Below are 13,781 nucleotides of genomic sequence, written 5' to 3'. Positions count from 1 at the left end.
GGATCATGAACTACTCCCGCCAAGCCTTTCAGGCTATGGCGTGAGTTTCGCGCTTCACGGGGCGTGCCGGATCATCCGGGGATGATTCGGTCTTACCGCCCTCCACGCATCGGCCAGGTTCCCGACCGGATAACTGCTGCTTGGCCCAGTTCATCAAGACCCGAGCGGCGTTTTCGTCCCGCGAGCAGGACGCGCCACAGGGGCACTCATGACGCCGCTGGCCGAGCGACTTCTTCTCCTGCCGCCCGCAGGCGTGGCAGGTCTGCGAGGGCTTGAGATGCCGCGTCGGAGCCTCCATCGCCCAGGTCCCAGCCTCTTCCGCTTTGTACCCGAGCAATTGATGAAAGGCCCCGCCAGCGGCATCGAGGATGCTGCGGTTCAAGCCCTTTTTGTACTGACCGCCCGAAGCGGTCATGGTGCGGATGTTCAGTGCCTCCAGGCCCAGGACAGCGAATTGCCCAACAAGCCGCGCTGTCGTCTGATGCTGAAAATCGTGGCGCTGGTTCGCCACCTTGCGGTGGAGGCGACGCAAATGCTCGTATGCCCTCTGGAGACGGTTGGAAACGGGAAAACGGCGCGTCTTCCCGGACGCTTTCCTGGCCGCCTCCTCCTTGCGGGAAATATCGCGCTGGACCCGGCGGATTTCGTCCAGTGTCCTGGCCAGGTAGCGCGGGTTATCGATGGTCTCGGTCCCTGCTGGCGTGGCCACGGTGGCGAAGGTTTCCAGCCCCCAATCCAGACCGCCCAGTGTGTCGCCGCGTTGACGCGCAGGCTCGCAGTTCAGCGTCACCGATGCGTACCAGCGCCCGTTGCGACAAAACAGCTCGCAGGTCTTCGGCGTGCCTGGGGTGCGGGGTTTACCCCGGATGGCAACCTTGCCGATTCCACTGAGCCTCAGTGTCCCGTGTTTCATCCGCTCGTTGGTCACCAGACGCCAGCCGTCACCGTGGGTCTTATAGCCCCAACCCTTGAAACGGTGCAGCGGCTTGAAGCGGGGAAAACCGGGCGTTTCGCCGTTTTTGATACGGCGAAAGAAGTGCTGGAACGCCAGATCCAGACGCTTGAGGGTGACCTGTTCGGACTGGGCGTTGATATCGCGCAGGAGCTTCGATTGGGTGCGCCACTCGGTCAGCCGCTTGCACTGGGCCGAGAAGCCCAACGACTCCTGCCGCTCGCTCCAAGCCTGGCGTCGTTCGGCCAGACCCTCGTTCCACAACAGGCAGTGGACCCAGCGTTGGTGCTCCAAGGCGGCAAGCTGGGCCGCCGTGGGGTAAAGCCGATATGTGACCTTGCGCTGGACCATGCTGAAAGTATACTTGGTTATTATGGACTCACAACCGCTAAAACGGCTCTACCATTGCACATATCGGCTCCAGTATCATTTGGTTATCGTCACCAAGTACCGGCGCAAGTGCATCACGAGAGCAATGCTTTCTCGCCTGGAAGAAATCGTCCGTGCCACCACCAAAAGGTGGGAAGGCGAGGTTCTGGAGTTCAACGGCGAATCGGATCATGTGCATCTGCTCCTGGAGCTGACGCCGCGCACCGCGCCATCTGCGTTCGTGAATAATCTCAAGACCGTCACCTCGCGACTGATCCGCAAGGAGTACGGGGAACACATACGGCGCTACTACTGGCACAAGCCGGTGTTCTGGTCTCGCAGCTACTGCATCATCAGCGTCGGCGGTGCGCCGCTCTCGGTCCTGAAGCAATACATCGAACAGCAGGAAGCACCGGAGTGATGGCGCTACGCGCCATGCGCCGCTTCACCACCCCCTAAGCCGCTGCGCGGCCATAGGCGGAGCACTGCGGCGCAATTTGGCAGACCGCCATCCGCTCCCCCGACTAGCCCAGGCGCTCAGGGGAGTGATCCCGCAGCCAGTCCTTCAACGCGGCATCCATGCGTGTCTGCCAACCGGGGCCGGTGGCGCGAAAGCGTGCCACCACATCGGGGGACAAGCGAATGGTGATGCGTTCCTTGGTCGGCGCCACCCTTCGCATGGCGGCAAACTCGGCATCGGTCGGCTCAAAGGTATCCGGGTCCTGAGCCACGCCGGCGGCAATGGCCGCGTCTTCGGCCTCGGTCGGCACGTACACCTTTCGACCGGATTTAGCTGCTCGCAACATAGCGCTTCACCTCTCTGGTGTTGGCTTTTCTCAGGCTGATGATCCGGCGCGCCTCACCGCGATCGACAAACACCACGCAGAACAGCCGAGCACCCATCAGGGCATAGCCGATCATGCGGCGCTCGCCGTAGTCCCGGCGACGATCCTCCATCGCCAGCAACGTATCCCACTCCAGCGCCTTGGCCTCGGCCAGTGACACGCCGTGCTTGGCGCGGTTGGCGGCATCCTTGTCGGCATCGTACTCAATCATCATGCCGCGATTGTATGTACAGACCAGCTTGGCGGCAATTTGTTGCGGCCTGCCGCCAGTGCAGAGGCGTCACGCCCCCTCGGCGTGCCCGCAGGGTGGAGCCGCCCCATGGTAGTCACAATCCCGGTGGGGGTCGCACTCAGGGCAGCGTTTGGTTGCGTAAACGTAGCTGTTCAGGCTGTCGCAGCCACTCGCAGGACTTCGAAGGGGTTCTGCCCGTGTAATTTGCTGGTTTCCCACACCGAGCGGATGATAGCGTGCGAGACTCCGTGTGCGACACGCCGCCCCGCTTGATGCGGATCTGCGCCATGTAGCGCGTTCCGCCTTTCCCCCTGCGTGCTACGATAGTGGCCACTCCCCACCCCGAGTCCAGTTGCTACAAGGCGGATTTTGTAGCACCGGTTGTAGCACTGAACCAACGCCCCCCCGAAAACAGGCAAAAATGACGCAGGAACAGGCAGCGAAAAACAGCGCAGAATCAGACCTAAGCATTTGCGGAGCAAGGAAAAACGGGCTTCACCGCTTCTGCGTGGCGCCGATGATGGACTGGACTGACCGGCATTGCCGCTACTTCCTGCGTCTTATCTCCCGCCGCGCCTTCCTCTACACGGAGATGGTCACCACCGGCGCTCTGCTCCACGGCGATCGGGACTACCTGCTGGGCTTTGATCCGGCGGAGCACCCGATCGCCCTGCAACTGGGGGGCTCGGACCCCCAGGCCCTGGCCTCCTGCGCCCGCATGGGGGCCGAGGCGGGTTACGACGAGATCAACCTCAACGTGGGCTGCCCCTCGGACCGGGTGAGTTCCGGGCGCTTCGGTGCCTGCCTCATGGCCGAGCCGGCGCTCGTGGCCGACTGCGTGGCCGCCATGCAGGCCGCGGTGGACATCCCCGTCACCGTCAAGCACCGCATCGGTATCGACCACCTGGACAGCGAAGCCCATCTTCACCGGTTTGTGGAGACGGTTGCGGGTGCCGGCTGTACCCGCTTCATCGTCCACGCCCGCAAGGCCTGGCTGCAGGGTCTGAGCCCCAAACAGAACCGGGAAATCCCGCCCCTGTGTTACGACCGGGTTCACCGCCTCAAACAGGCCTTTCCCCATCTGGAGATCATCATCAACGGCGGCCTCGCCCGTCTGGAAGACTGCCGGACGCAGCTGGCGCATGTGGACGGGGTCATGCTGGGCCGAGAGGCCTACCACAACCCCTGGCTCCTGGCCGGCGTGGACCCGGAACTGTACGGTGAATCGGCCCCGGCGCAATCCCCCCATGAAGTCATCGAACAGTTTTTGCCCTATGTGGAGGCGCGTCTGTCGGAAGGTGTCCCCCTGCAGGCCATGACCCGTCACATTCTCGGCCTGTTCCAGGCCCGCCCCGGTGCCCGCGCCTGGCGCCGTCACCTGAGCGAAAACGCCCACCGCCCCGGTGCCGGCCCGGACATCATCCGACAGGCGGCGGCCAAGGTTCCCGCCCAGGGCTGATCCTCTGCCGGGCCTTTCCCCTCACCCCTCGGCGACGCCCAAATGTAGTAATCTTGGCGCATGCGTCTGACCCCGGACCAACAAACCGCCATCCGCCGGATCGTCACCGAACTGACAGGCCCGAAGGCCACGGTGCGCCTGTTCGGGTCACGCCTGGATGACCACAAAAAAGGGGGGGACGTGGACCTGCTGGTGGAACTGACCGAGCCGGCCGACAATCCCGCCTGGCTCTCCGCCACCCTCTCAGCCAGAATCAGCCGCCAAATGGACGGGCGCAGGGTGGATGTTCTTATCAGCGCGCCCAATCTGATCCGGCTTCCCATTCACGACATTGCCCGCCGCGAAGGGATCATGCTTTGAATATCGCCCTTGAAGAGAAAGACAAGGCACGCCTGCAATTCCTCGCCCGCATCGTGGAAAAGGAGGCACGACACTTGCGGATCACCGACCAGCGATTCTTTGCACACCCCTTCAGCCTGCAAAGGGCGCGGCAACTTGAAAACGACACCGACCAAGCCGAACGTGCCGACGCCTTTGTCGCTCGCTTCGGCCGACTCCAGGATAGCCTCGGCGATAAACTGATCCCTCTGTATCTGCGTGGTCTGGGAGAAAAGACCGGCGCCGCCATCGACAATCTGGACAAGGCGGAACGCCTGGGCGTGATTCCGTCCTCGGATACCTGGCTTACCGTGCGCAAACTTCGCAACCAGATGATCCATGAGTACATCGAAGATCCCGAAATATTGGTCAATGCCCTGGAAACCGGCCATCATTTCGTCCCCGTGCTGCTGGAGGTGACACAAACACTCCTTGACGACATGCTGACTCGGGGTTGGCTGACTCCAAAAAAAGCGTAAAGCATCATGTTGCCGGACACGGAACACGCCCCCCGCATCACCATCGCCGGTGCCAGCGGCTTCATCGGCACCGCCCTGTGCCGTGAACTGGCCCGGGACTATCCGGTCACCGCCCTCACCCGATCCCAGGCCCGCGCCCAAACCCCCGATCCCGACAGCCGGATCACCTGGCGGCACTGCGATCTCTACGACCTGGCCGAACTCACCCACGCCCTCAAGGGCTGCGACTACGCCGTCTACCTGGTCCACTCCCTCGCCCCCTCATCACGCCTCACCCAGGCCGCCCCCCGGGACATGGACCTGATCCTGGCCGACAACTTCGCCCGCGCCGCCGCCGCCAACGGCGTCAGACAGATCCTCTTCGTCAGCGGCCTCATGCCCGACACATTCCGCATCTCCACCCTGCTCTGGAGCCGCCGGGAAGTGGAACTGGCCCTCACCGCCCACGGCGTCCCCGTCACCATCCTGCGCGCCGGCCTCGTGGTCGGCCCCGGCGGCTCCGCCTGCCGACTCATGGTGGAACTGGTGCGCCGGATCGGCATCATCACCCTGCCCCCCAACGCCCGCACCCGCACCCGGCCCATCGCCCTTGCGGACCTTATTCGGGCCATCCGTCACACCCTGGGCAAACCGGAACAGTTCCGAGGCCACTACGACCTCGGCGGCCCCGACTGCATCAGCTACGAAGACATGCTCCGGACCACGGCAAGGCTGCTGGGCCTCAAACGCCGCTTCCTCACCCTGCCCTGGCTGCCCAGCCGGATCGTCGCCCTAGGCGCCCGCTGGATCACCGGCACCCCCACCGCCCTGGTGGCCCCCGTCATGGAAAGTCTGCCACGGGCCACCCGGCTCAAGGACAATCCCCTGCAACGGTTCATCGACCAAAATGCCATCCCCTTCGAACAGGCCCTGAACGACGCCCTGGACCACCGACGCAAACGCCTGCTGCCCAACCCCCGGCAACCCATCCACCAAAAGACCCGGGCCGAACTCAGACGGGCCAGCCGGGTACGCTCCATCCAGCGCATCATCCAGCCCCCCGGCCAGGACGCCGCCTGGGTGGCCGGCAACTACTTCCGCTGGCTGGGCGACTGCTGCCGACCCTTCGTGAAGACCGCGGTCCTCACAGACCCGCACACCGACGAAGATACCGGCTACCAGGTCCACCTACGCCCCGGCGGACACCTGCTGCTACAACTGGAACGGGACAGCCAGGCCGGTACCAAGGATCGACAGATCCACCGCATCACCGGCGGCCTGCTGGCAAGAAAGGAAGCACAACGGGGGAGATTCGAGTTTCAGAGCGTCCTGGGCGGACGCTACACCATGGCGGCCATTCACGACTTTGCGCCGTCACTGCCCTGGTATCTATACCTGTGGAGCCAAGCCGTGGCCCACCTGCTGGTCATGCGCCGCTATCAGCGGCATCTGGCGAGGCTGGCGCGGTGAAAAGCAAGGTAAAAATGCGGTTAATACGTCACTCCCGTCATTTTTAACTGTCACTCCCGCGAAAGCGGGAGCCCAGGCCACAGCATCCTATAAACCCACCACTGGATTACCGCTCTCGCGGGAATGACCCTAAAAATCCCCCACTTTCTCATATGCCCGCGCCCCCGCCACACCCTTCTGCACCTGGCGAAGTTCCTTCCCAAGTGCGTCCCGAGCCTGCTTCAGCAACGGCAGCAGGGCCTGATCAAGATCCCGGATGCGGGTCAGCCGCTCAGCCAGGTCCGACTTTTCCACCACTTCGGCGGGCAGATTATCCACCTGGATTCCAGCGGCCAGTCGGGTACGCTCGTCTTCCGTCTCGATCAATGCCTTCCATTGGCCGTCCCGGGCCAACGCAAGACGGCGGCTGGAAAGCGTTTCCAGCGCCGCCGCCGCTTCAAGCACCGACTCCGTAGAGTGTACCGACATCACGTCTCCGAATTCACCGATCTGGCCGCTGCCTCGGGATTCAATCTGACCTCCTTAGGGATCTCCTTCCAGGCTTCCCGAATCTCCCCCAACAAGGTGCTCACCTCATCCAGCACTGTCACGTCATCCCGGGCATTCGCACTGACCAAGCGGCGTTGCATGTAGTCATAGAGCTCGTCCAGGTTACGGGCGATGTCCCCGCCCTTGTCCAGATCCAGACCACCACGCAAGCCGCCGATGATATCAAAGGCCTTGCCGATGAACTTGATCTTGGCCGGCCGGTCTCCCCGGATCACCGCGCCACGGGCCTGGGCCAGACGATCCATACCGCCATCCATCAGCATCTCGATCAGGCGATGGCGATCGGCAAAGGGCGCATCGGCGGCACCAACCTGCTGATACTGGTTAATTCCCTTATGCATGGCTGCATAGCTCATAAGATGCCCCTGACGCTGAAAAATGAAACCCTGCTCTGAATACTCTAGCGGTCATGCGGGGAAAAACTTGAGAGTGCCGTCATTCACACTCACTCTCACTTCTTGTTCATATTGGAAATCATCCCCAGCTGGTTATCCAAAAACTGGCTGGTCTGATTCATTTGGGCCACCATGATATCCATGGCAGAGAATTGGGCAATCAGGCGTGCCTCCACCCGTTCCATCCGGTAATCCAGACGATCCCGCTGCTCCTCCAGCCCGCGAAGATTCCGTTCCAGGCCTTTGGTACGGGTATCGAGAACATTATCCCTGCCCGTGTACTGCTCCACCATACCTTCCATTCGGGCAACGATGCCGTCATCCTTGTCCGTGAACAGGCGAATCACCTCGTCCGGGTCTTCCGCAAGCCGTGCATCAAGCCGCGCTTGATCCACGCTCAGGGTCCCGTCACGCTGGGTGGAAATCCCCAGATCCGCCAGAATTCTCACGGAGCCATCCATGCCGGCAACCGGATTGCCCAGCAGCCGTCCCATCTGGGACTGTACGCCTCGCAGCGTGGAGTCACCATTGAGGGCAGCACTCGTACCGGCAGTCACATCAAAGGCACCCAACTGGTTGGTCTGCCGACGCAGGGCATTGTAGGCATCCACGAAGGCCTGTACGGCTTCCCGGGCGGTTTCCTCCTTCTCGGTGACACCCACGCGGGTGGTGCCTTCCTCAGTCAGGGTCAGGTCAACACCTTCAATGACATCGTTCACCTGGTTGCTGGTTCGCGTGATAGTCAGACCGTCAACGCTCAGGATTGCATCCTGAGCGGCGCGCAACTGGGTAAACCCGCCACTGACGCCGGCCCCATCCATGGTCGATGAGTCGAACGCAAGTCCATTCAACAATGCGCCACCCGCGGCCCCGGACACCGAGATGGCATCAATGCCATTCGCCTCACCGGTATCGACCGACGTAAAGGTCAGACGTGGCCCCTGGCCGTCATTGATGACAGAGGCGCGCACGTTGCTGGAATTGGCATTGATCTGGGCTTGCAGATCCTGCAGGGATGAAGCCCCGTCCGCCAGGGTGAAGGTCTCGGTGGAACCATCCTTGAGGGTGATGGTGACATCACCGGCACCGAGCTGATTAGTGGCCGTAAAGCCGGCGCCGAACAGGCCGGCATTGGTTGCAAGCCGCTGGGACTGGGCAAGTTGCTGGACTTCCACCTCATAGGAGCCGGGCGGTGCATTACCGCGCACGGAAGCCGACACAATGCTTTCATTCAGCACCCGCACATCAAAGGCACGGAACGAGGCCGGGTCCTTGATCTTCTCCATGGCTTTGCCAAGATCGGCCAGGGCGCTTTTCAGACGACCCAACGCGGAGACCTGGTCCTTGGCCTGTTTCTCCTGGCGCGCAATGCGCTGTTCCTGAGGCTGTCGCTCCGCGGCAACCAACTGATCCACCAGACCCCGGACATCGATGCCCGAACCCACTCCCATTGCACTGATCGTACTCATGACGACCTCCCGAGAACTGAAAAAAACGGTGACGGACGCCGGGCGTGCCTACAGCCTGCCTTGCCGTCCGTCAAATGCCACATCATTTGCTCTGCGAACAACAGAAAACACACGCAAATAACGGGCCATTTCCTAAGCCTTTTCCTTGACGAGCAAACCTCTCACCTCGTCCAGATAGGCGGCGACCGCCAAGATCTCGTCGGGAGGCAACTGCCGGATTAGTTCTTCACTTTCCGAATCAAAGACCTTGACCACTGTCTTTCCGGTGGAATCATCAATCGTGAACTGCAGATTGCGCTGCACCACCTGCACAAAGTCATTGATGCGGTTGACTGCGTCGTCAACCTGATCCGCCAGTCGAGCATCATCCAAAGATCCGGCAGGGGAAACCTTGAGGGGACCCAGTGCTTCCGACTTTTCGGTAACTGCCGGCACATCCTTGCCGCCGGACACGGACTCGGAAGGCAGGCGATTGCCCGTCGCCTCGGCGGAAACCGAGGGCCTGGGAGTGCCTGTATTCAAGGGTATGACGTTGAATCGTGTTTCCATCTGCCATCTCCTCCCCCGATGGCGGGGAGAACGAAAGCCCGGGTGACCATCGTCACCCGGGCCGTCGTGTTCACATCAACCCCCGGGCGTTACTGCAGCAGTGCCAGGACACTCTGGGGCGCCGTATTGGCCTGAGCCAGTACCGAGACACCAGCCTGCTGCAGGATCTGGGTCCGTGTCAACTCGGCGGTTTCCTTGGCAAAGTCGGCATCCATGATGCGGGATCGGGCGGCGGAAAGGTTTTCGGAAGTATTGTTCAACGTCGCGACTGAAGATTCCAGACGGTTCTGGATGGCACCGAGGTCAGCGCGGGCACTAGCAACGTCATTAATAAATCCATCCAACGCGGCAATGGCGGTTTGGGCATTGGCATCAGTTGAAATATCGCCAACAGCCATGCTGGTAAAACTAGTGCTCATTACTATGTCAATAGTCTGACTCGCCATTGCACCAACCTGAATCTCAACATCAAGACTTCCAGTAAACAAGTTGATATCGTTGAATGTCACATCATTCGCGATCCTGCTGATTTCTGAAGCCAGAGCCTGGTATTCCGCATCCATCGCAGCCCTGTCTTCGGCATCCGTATAAGTGCCAGATGCAGCCTGAACAGCGAGTTCTCTCATTCGCTGCAGGTTATTGCTCATCTCGGACAAACCACCCTCAGCGGTTTGAACCAGAGAAATCCCATCATTGGCATTGCGCGCAGCTTGATTCAGGCCGCGAATCTGTGCGGTGAAACGCTCGGAAATAGCCAAGCCTGCCGCATCATCCTTGGCGCTGTTAATGCGCATACCGGAAGACAGCCTCTGCAGAGTCGTCTGCAGTTGGCCTTGAGTTGCGTTCAGATTCCGCTGGGCGTTCAGCGAGGAAACGTTGGTATTGATTACCTGTGCCATGGCCGTTCTCCTTAGGCAGTATCAGGTCCGATATCGAACCAAGAGTTAGAAAGCTCCGAGGGAGGTCATTCATTGCCGCTGCACTCTCCCTTCAAACCCGTTATCGGCCCCCAAGCGGCAAGCTTTAGCCGCAAACGGATAAAAATTTCCGATTGCTTGCCGGCTGAATGCGCTGCACTAATGGTAAAACCACCTTAATATCAAAAAAATATCAATTTTTTCAAAGTTTTATTGATTTACCAGGAAATCCATGACCACGCCTACAACCTGGTATGACCGGCAAAAAAATGCCGCCGAGCGGTATCCCTCCACCCGCATCACCGCAGGTTTCGTTCCGCAACGAAAAGGATGCACGAATCACGTCCAGCACTCAGAGGCCACGCCATCAGGTGGCCAAACTGGTTATTCATACAGAATCAAGAGAGAGAAAAATGGGAAAATTACTGAAAATGAGAGTACCTGTCCGGTAGCCCCCGTATTCCATAGTCCCCACTGATCCTCCATCGTCACCGGTACGATCTCAAGCAATAAGGGGATGTGGCGGATGAGCAGAGGTATCCGACAGCGCAAGCGCACTTTCTGGAAGGATCTGGTCCAGCAGTGGGCGGCCTCAGGCCAGAGCAAGGCGGCCTTCGCCCGTCAGCATGGGGTCACGCCCCGCCAGTTATCGCAATGGGCGGCGCGGTACCCGGAGTGGGTGCTGGGCGAGGCTGAGCCAGGGCGCGCGCCTTCGAAGCCGACAGCCGTGCCGCAGCGGTTTTTGGCGGTCCGCACGGTGGAGGACAAGCCCGATCCCGTGGCCCTGTCGCTGCAGCCCGGGGTTGGACCGGTGGTCGTGGCATTGGGCAATGGCCGCCGGTTGGAACTGTATCCGGGGTTCTGCGCGCAGACCTTGAAACGGGCCATACAGGTGCTGGAGGCATGATCGGCTGGCCCACGGGGATGGCCATCCACCTGGCAGTGGCGCCGGTGGATTTCCGCAAGGCCTTCGATGGCCTGTGTATCGAGATTGTTGAGGTGCTGGAGCGGGATCCGCTCAGCGGCGAGCTGTTCGTCTTCCGCAACCGGGCCGGAGACAAGCTCAAGGCCCTGTACTGGGATGGTCAGGGCTTCGTGATGATCTACAAGCGCCTGGAGAAGGGGCGCTTCAAGTGGCCCCATCACGCCGATGGTGCTGCAGAGGGGGAGGTTCGGCTCTCCCGCAGCCAGTTGCAGGCTTTGTTCGAGGGCATCGACTGGCGGCGCCTGGAAATGCCCCCACGATGCCTTGCCACCGCCACCGGTTAATAGATAATTATTATCTATAAGTCAGCCGCTTAGCGCGCCATGAATGGTAAAATGCGGGCATGTCGAACACTGCTGCACAAGGCCTGCCGACGCCCCCTCCCAACCTGCGCGAGTCTCAACTTCGCGCCGCCGTGGCAGAGCGCGATGAGGTCATCACGCAGCAGTCCCAGCAGCTCGTTCAGCTGCAGTCCACGGTCAATGAACTGAGCGAACAACTGCAGCGCCTCAAGGACCAGGTCCTTGAAGCACAGCGCAAACGCTTCGGGCAAAGCTCCGAACGCGGCCGTTACCTCCAGGAGGATCTATTCCATCCGCTGGAGGCACCCATCCCCGAGCAGGACGAAGAAGAGGCCGCCGCCCAGGCGCCCACGAAACGGCGCAAGACCCAACCGCCCCGGGGCCGCCGTGCCCTGCCACCGGAACTGCCCCGGGAGACGATGCGCTACGACTACGACGATGAAACCCGGGCCCGGCTGGAGGCACAGAACGGTGGCCCGCTGGAAGAGATCGGCGTCGAGGTGACCGAGACCCTCGAGTACGCCCCCGGGCATCTGTACGTCAAGCGCCATGAAGTACCCAAGTATGCAATCCGGGGTGATCAGGGGGAGCGCACCATCGTCTCCCCACCTCGGCCATCGCCGCCGATCCCCGGCGCTCAGGTGGGGGCCAGCCTGCTGGCCCATACCGTGATCAGCAAGTTCGCGGATCACCTGCCGCTCAACCGCATCAGTCAGCAGCTGGCCCGGGATGGTTATGACGTTCCCCGCCAGCGGCTGTGCGATTACGTGCTGCTGTCCGCCTCGGTCCTGGCCCCGCTGGCCGACCTCATCCGCCAGGATGCCCTGGCCAGTCCGGTGTTGCACAGCGACGACACCACGGTGCCGCAACTGGAGAAGGGTCGACGACAAACCCGAACCTGTCGCCTGTGGCTCTACCTGGGTCGCGGGCGGGAGGACGGCATCATCCCGGTGTTCTACGACTACACCACCAACCGATCCCAGGAAGGTCCACTGGAACACCTGCGTGACTACCAGGGATATCTGCAAGCCGATGCCTATGCGGGCTACCTCAATGCCGAACGGACCCAGGCGGCGCTGATCTGGTGTGCCTGCTGGTCCCATGCCCGGCGCCCGTTCGAACCTGGAGTATCCCCACGTTTTCGCAGGCAAATTTCCTGTTAAAACAGTGGGATAATGGAAGGTGGGGTGGACATGCACCGGCAAGATCGTGATTCTTAAGGTGACTAAGCCGAAAAAGAGCCACGAAAAAACCGATGCACGCCACGGACCTGATTCACGCAAACTTGGGGGTTGCTTGTCAATCCATTCACCGCACCCGCTTCAACGCGCTGCTGGTCGCAATGGCGGCGGCCTTGGACGGGCAGACCACCTCGGTCACCGGTCTTGGCCGGGCATCGCGGCGGCAGATCACCGAAAAGGCGAACATCAAGCAGATGGATCGGCTTGTCGGTAACCCCAGGATGCACCGGGAGGCAACGACGGTTTATCAGGCCATGACCCACTGGCTGGTGGGGCAGGAAGAGCGCCCGGTGATTCTGGTGGATTGGTCGTCGGTGGCGGTGAATGAGAGCATTCACGTGCTGCGCGCATCGCTGCCCGTGGGCGGCCAGGGAAGAACCCTGTACCAGGAGTGTCACCCTCAGGCCAAGTACGCTAACCGCGAGATCCAGGAGGACTTTTTGAAGCGCCTCTCGGAGGTTTTGCCCACCGGAGTCTGCCCGGTGATCGTCACGGACGCCGGTTTCAAGAAACCCTGGTTTCGCGCCGTGGAAGCCTTGGGCTGGGACTGGGTGGGCCGAGCGCGAGGCTTGGTCCAGATGACGCGGCCGGGCGAGGATACTTGGCTCAATACCCGCCAGCTGGGGAGCTTGCTGGATGAGAATCAGCCGACCTTCATGGGTGCCTTTGCCATGACCCGCAACGATTCGCTGGTGTGCCAGGTGTATGGCCTGCGCAAGACTCTCCAGGGGCGTATTCATGCGACCCGGTCTGGCCAGCGGTCCCAGAGCAGTAAAAGTCGTGCGCATGCCGCTGGCAAACGGGAACCCTGGGTGATTGCCACCTCCCTGCCGGGAGGGTCGAAGATCACCGAACGGGTGACAGAGCTCTATTCGTTGAGGATGCAGATTGAGGAGGATTTCAGATCCAACAAGAACGAGCATTATGGACTTGGCGTGAATCGTTCCCGTTCCCGCTCTGTGCAACGATTTGACGTGCTGCTGCTGATTGCTGCCCTGGCCAGCTTCGCGGCCTGGTTGGTGGGTCTGGCAGCAGAGCATGAGGGGCGCCATCGCCATTACCAACCGAACACTGCCAAGCGACGGGTGCTATCCCATTTTTTCCTGGGCTTGAGGGTATTGCGGCGAGAATCCGCCAACATCCTCGACGACACCTTACACCGCATCAGATCGGCCATACAATCCGTGTTTGCCGCCGGGATCCCTGCATGA

17 protein-coding genes are annotated in these 13,781 nt (G+C 61.2%); 9 read left to right on the top strand and 8 right to left on the bottom strand.

From position 1 onward, the window contains the following. Positions 1 to 28: 28 nt before the first annotated feature. Positions 29 to 1,303 (bottom strand): RNA-guided endonuclease InsQ/TnpB family protein, encoded by a 1,275-nt coding sequence (locus ACLF6L_RS07375; RefSeq protein ID WP_200176557.1) that lies wholly within the window; start codon positions 1,301 to 1,303, stop codon positions 29 to 31. Between ACLF6L_RS07375 and tnpA (ACLF6L_RS07370) the strand changes: the two genes are divergently transcribed. Further along, positions 1,302 to 1,742 carry an IS200/IS605 family transposase gene (gene tnpA / locus ACLF6L_RS07370; RefSeq protein WP_338031799.1) on the top strand — a complete coding sequence of 147 codons (441 nt, stop codon included), beginning with the start codon at positions 1,302 to 1,304 and terminating at the stop codon, positions 1,740 to 1,742. The genes ACLF6L_RS07375 and tnpA (ACLF6L_RS07370) overlap by 2 nt on opposite strands. Positions 1,743 to 1,845: 103 nt before the next feature. Here the strand turns inward: tnpA (ACLF6L_RS07370) and ACLF6L_RS07365 are convergent, their stop codons facing one another. Both ACLF6L_RS07365 and ACLF6L_RS07360 read right to left on the bottom strand, forming a co-directional pair. After that, a complete protein-coding gene (locus tag ACLF6L_RS07365; protein ID WP_200176556.1) occupies positions 1,846 to 2,127 on the bottom strand; it encodes a BrnA antitoxin family protein in 282 nt (93 codons plus the stop codon). Next, a complete protein-coding gene (locus tag ACLF6L_RS07360) occupies positions 2,111 to 2,380 on the bottom strand; it encodes a BrnT family toxin (RefSeq protein WP_200176555.1) in 270 nt (89 codons plus the stop codon). The genes ACLF6L_RS07365 and ACLF6L_RS07360 overlap by 17 nt, the downstream gene beginning before the upstream one ends. Positions 2,381 to 2,915: 535 nt before the next feature. Here ACLF6L_RS07360 and dusA point away from each other — a divergent pair. The 4 genes from dusA to ACLF6L_RS07340 are packed head-to-tail and all read left to right on the top strand — an operon-like array spanning position 2,916 to position 6,163. Then, entirely contained in the window at positions 2,916 to 3,857 is a 942-nt protein-coding gene (gene dusA, locus ACLF6L_RS07355) for a tRNA dihydrouridine(20/20a) synthase DusA (protein ID WP_412852694.1), read from the top strand. A 60-nt stretch (positions 3,858 to 3,917) separates the two neighbouring features. Further along, positions 3,918 to 4,217 (top strand): nucleotidyltransferase domain-containing protein, encoded by a 300-nt coding sequence (locus ACLF6L_RS07350; RefSeq protein WP_238629784.1) that lies wholly within the window; start codon positions 3,918 to 3,920, stop codon positions 4,215 to 4,217. Positions 4,218 to 4,219: 2 nt separating this feature from the next. Next, a complete protein-coding gene (locus ACLF6L_RS07345; RefSeq protein WP_412852759.1) occupies positions 4,220 to 4,714 on the top strand; it encodes a hypothetical protein in 495 nt (164 codons plus the stop codon). 6 nt (positions 4,715 to 4,720) lie between these two features. Next, positions 4,721 to 6,163 carry an NAD(P)H-binding protein gene (locus ACLF6L_RS07340; protein WP_412852693.1) on the top strand — a complete coding sequence of 481 codons (1,443 nt, stop codon included), beginning with the start codon at positions 4,721 to 4,723 and terminating at the stop codon, positions 6,161 to 6,163. A 129-nt stretch (positions 6,164 to 6,292) separates the two neighbouring features. Here ACLF6L_RS07340 and ACLF6L_RS07335 read toward each other — a convergent pair whose 3' ends face one another. The 5 genes from ACLF6L_RS07335 to ACLF6L_RS07315 all read right to left on the bottom strand — a co-directional run bounded on the left by ACLF6L_RS07335 (position 6,293) and on the right by ACLF6L_RS07315 (position 10,024). After that, the gene (locus tag ACLF6L_RS07335) at positions 6,293 to 6,631 is read right to left on the bottom strand and encodes a flagellar protein FliT (RefSeq protein WP_412852692.1); all 339 of its coding nucleotides are present in this window, start codon (positions 6,629 to 6,631) and stop codon (positions 6,293 to 6,295) included. Then, a complete protein-coding gene (gene fliS, locus ACLF6L_RS07330; RefSeq protein ID WP_412852691.1) occupies positions 6,631 to 7,053 on the bottom strand; it encodes a flagellar export chaperone FliS in 423 nt (140 codons plus the stop codon). Before fliS ends, ACLF6L_RS07335 begins: the two co-directional genes overlap by 1 nt. Before the next feature lie 110 nt (positions 7,054 to 7,163). Continuing rightward, positions 7,164 to 8,576 carry a flagellar filament capping protein FliD gene (fliD, locus tag ACLF6L_RS07325; protein ID WP_412852690.1) on the bottom strand — a complete coding sequence of 471 codons (1,413 nt, stop codon included), beginning with the start codon at positions 8,574 to 8,576 and terminating at the stop codon, positions 7,164 to 7,166. Positions 8,577 to 8,708: 132 nt separating this feature from the next. After that, complete coding sequence (locus tag ACLF6L_RS07320; RefSeq protein ID WP_412852689.1) at positions 8,709 to 9,125, bottom strand: flagellar protein FlaG; 417 nt, start codon at positions 9,123 to 9,125, stop codon at positions 8,709 to 8,711. 89 nt (positions 9,126 to 9,214) lie between these two features. After that, the gene (locus tag ACLF6L_RS07315; RefSeq protein ID WP_412852688.1) at positions 9,215 to 10,024 is read right to left on the bottom strand and encodes a flagellin; all 810 of its coding nucleotides are present in this window, start codon (positions 10,022 to 10,024) and stop codon (positions 9,215 to 9,217) included. 544 nt (positions 10,025 to 10,568) lie between these two features. Between ACLF6L_RS07315 and tnpA (ACLF6L_RS07310) the strand changes: the two genes are divergently transcribed. The 4 genes from tnpA (ACLF6L_RS07310) to ACLF6L_RS07295 all read left to right on the top strand — a co-directional run bounded on the left by tnpA (ACLF6L_RS07310) (position 10,569) and on the right by ACLF6L_RS07295 (position 13,781). After that, positions 10,569 to 10,949: an IS66 family insertion sequence element accessory protein TnpA gene (tnpA, locus tag ACLF6L_RS07310; RefSeq protein ID WP_412852687.1), complete on the top strand. Its 381-nt coding sequence runs from the start codon at positions 10,569 to 10,571 to the stop codon at positions 10,947 to 10,949. After that, positions 10,946 to 11,311, top strand: a complete 366-nt coding sequence (tnpB, locus tag ACLF6L_RS07305; RefSeq protein ID WP_412852686.1) for an IS66 family insertion sequence element accessory protein TnpB — start codon at positions 10,946 to 10,948, stop codon at positions 11,309 to 11,311. Before tnpA (ACLF6L_RS07310) ends, tnpB begins: the two co-directional genes overlap by 4 nt. Positions 11,312 to 11,370: 59 nt before the next feature. Then, the gene (tnpC, locus tag ACLF6L_RS07300; RefSeq protein ID WP_412852685.1) at positions 11,371 to 12,492 is read left to right on the top strand and encodes an IS66 family transposase; all 1,122 of its coding nucleotides are present in this window, start codon (positions 11,371 to 11,373) and stop codon (positions 12,490 to 12,492) included. Positions 12,493 to 12,584: 92 nt separating this feature from the next. Continuing rightward, positions 12,585 to 13,781 (top strand): IS4 family transposase, encoded by a 1,197-nt coding sequence (locus ACLF6L_RS07295; RefSeq protein ID WP_412852684.1) that lies wholly within the window; start codon positions 12,585 to 12,587, stop codon positions 13,779 to 13,781.

It is taken from the genome of Ectothiorhodospira shaposhnikovii, assembly GCF_047222355.1.
GTDB lineage: Bacteria > Pseudomonadota > Gammaproteobacteria > Ectothiorhodospirales > Ectothiorhodospiraceae > Ectothiorhodospira.
The sequence above is the reverse complement of the archived record's forward strand: the minus strand, read 5'-3'. Positions and strand labels throughout refer to the sequence as shown.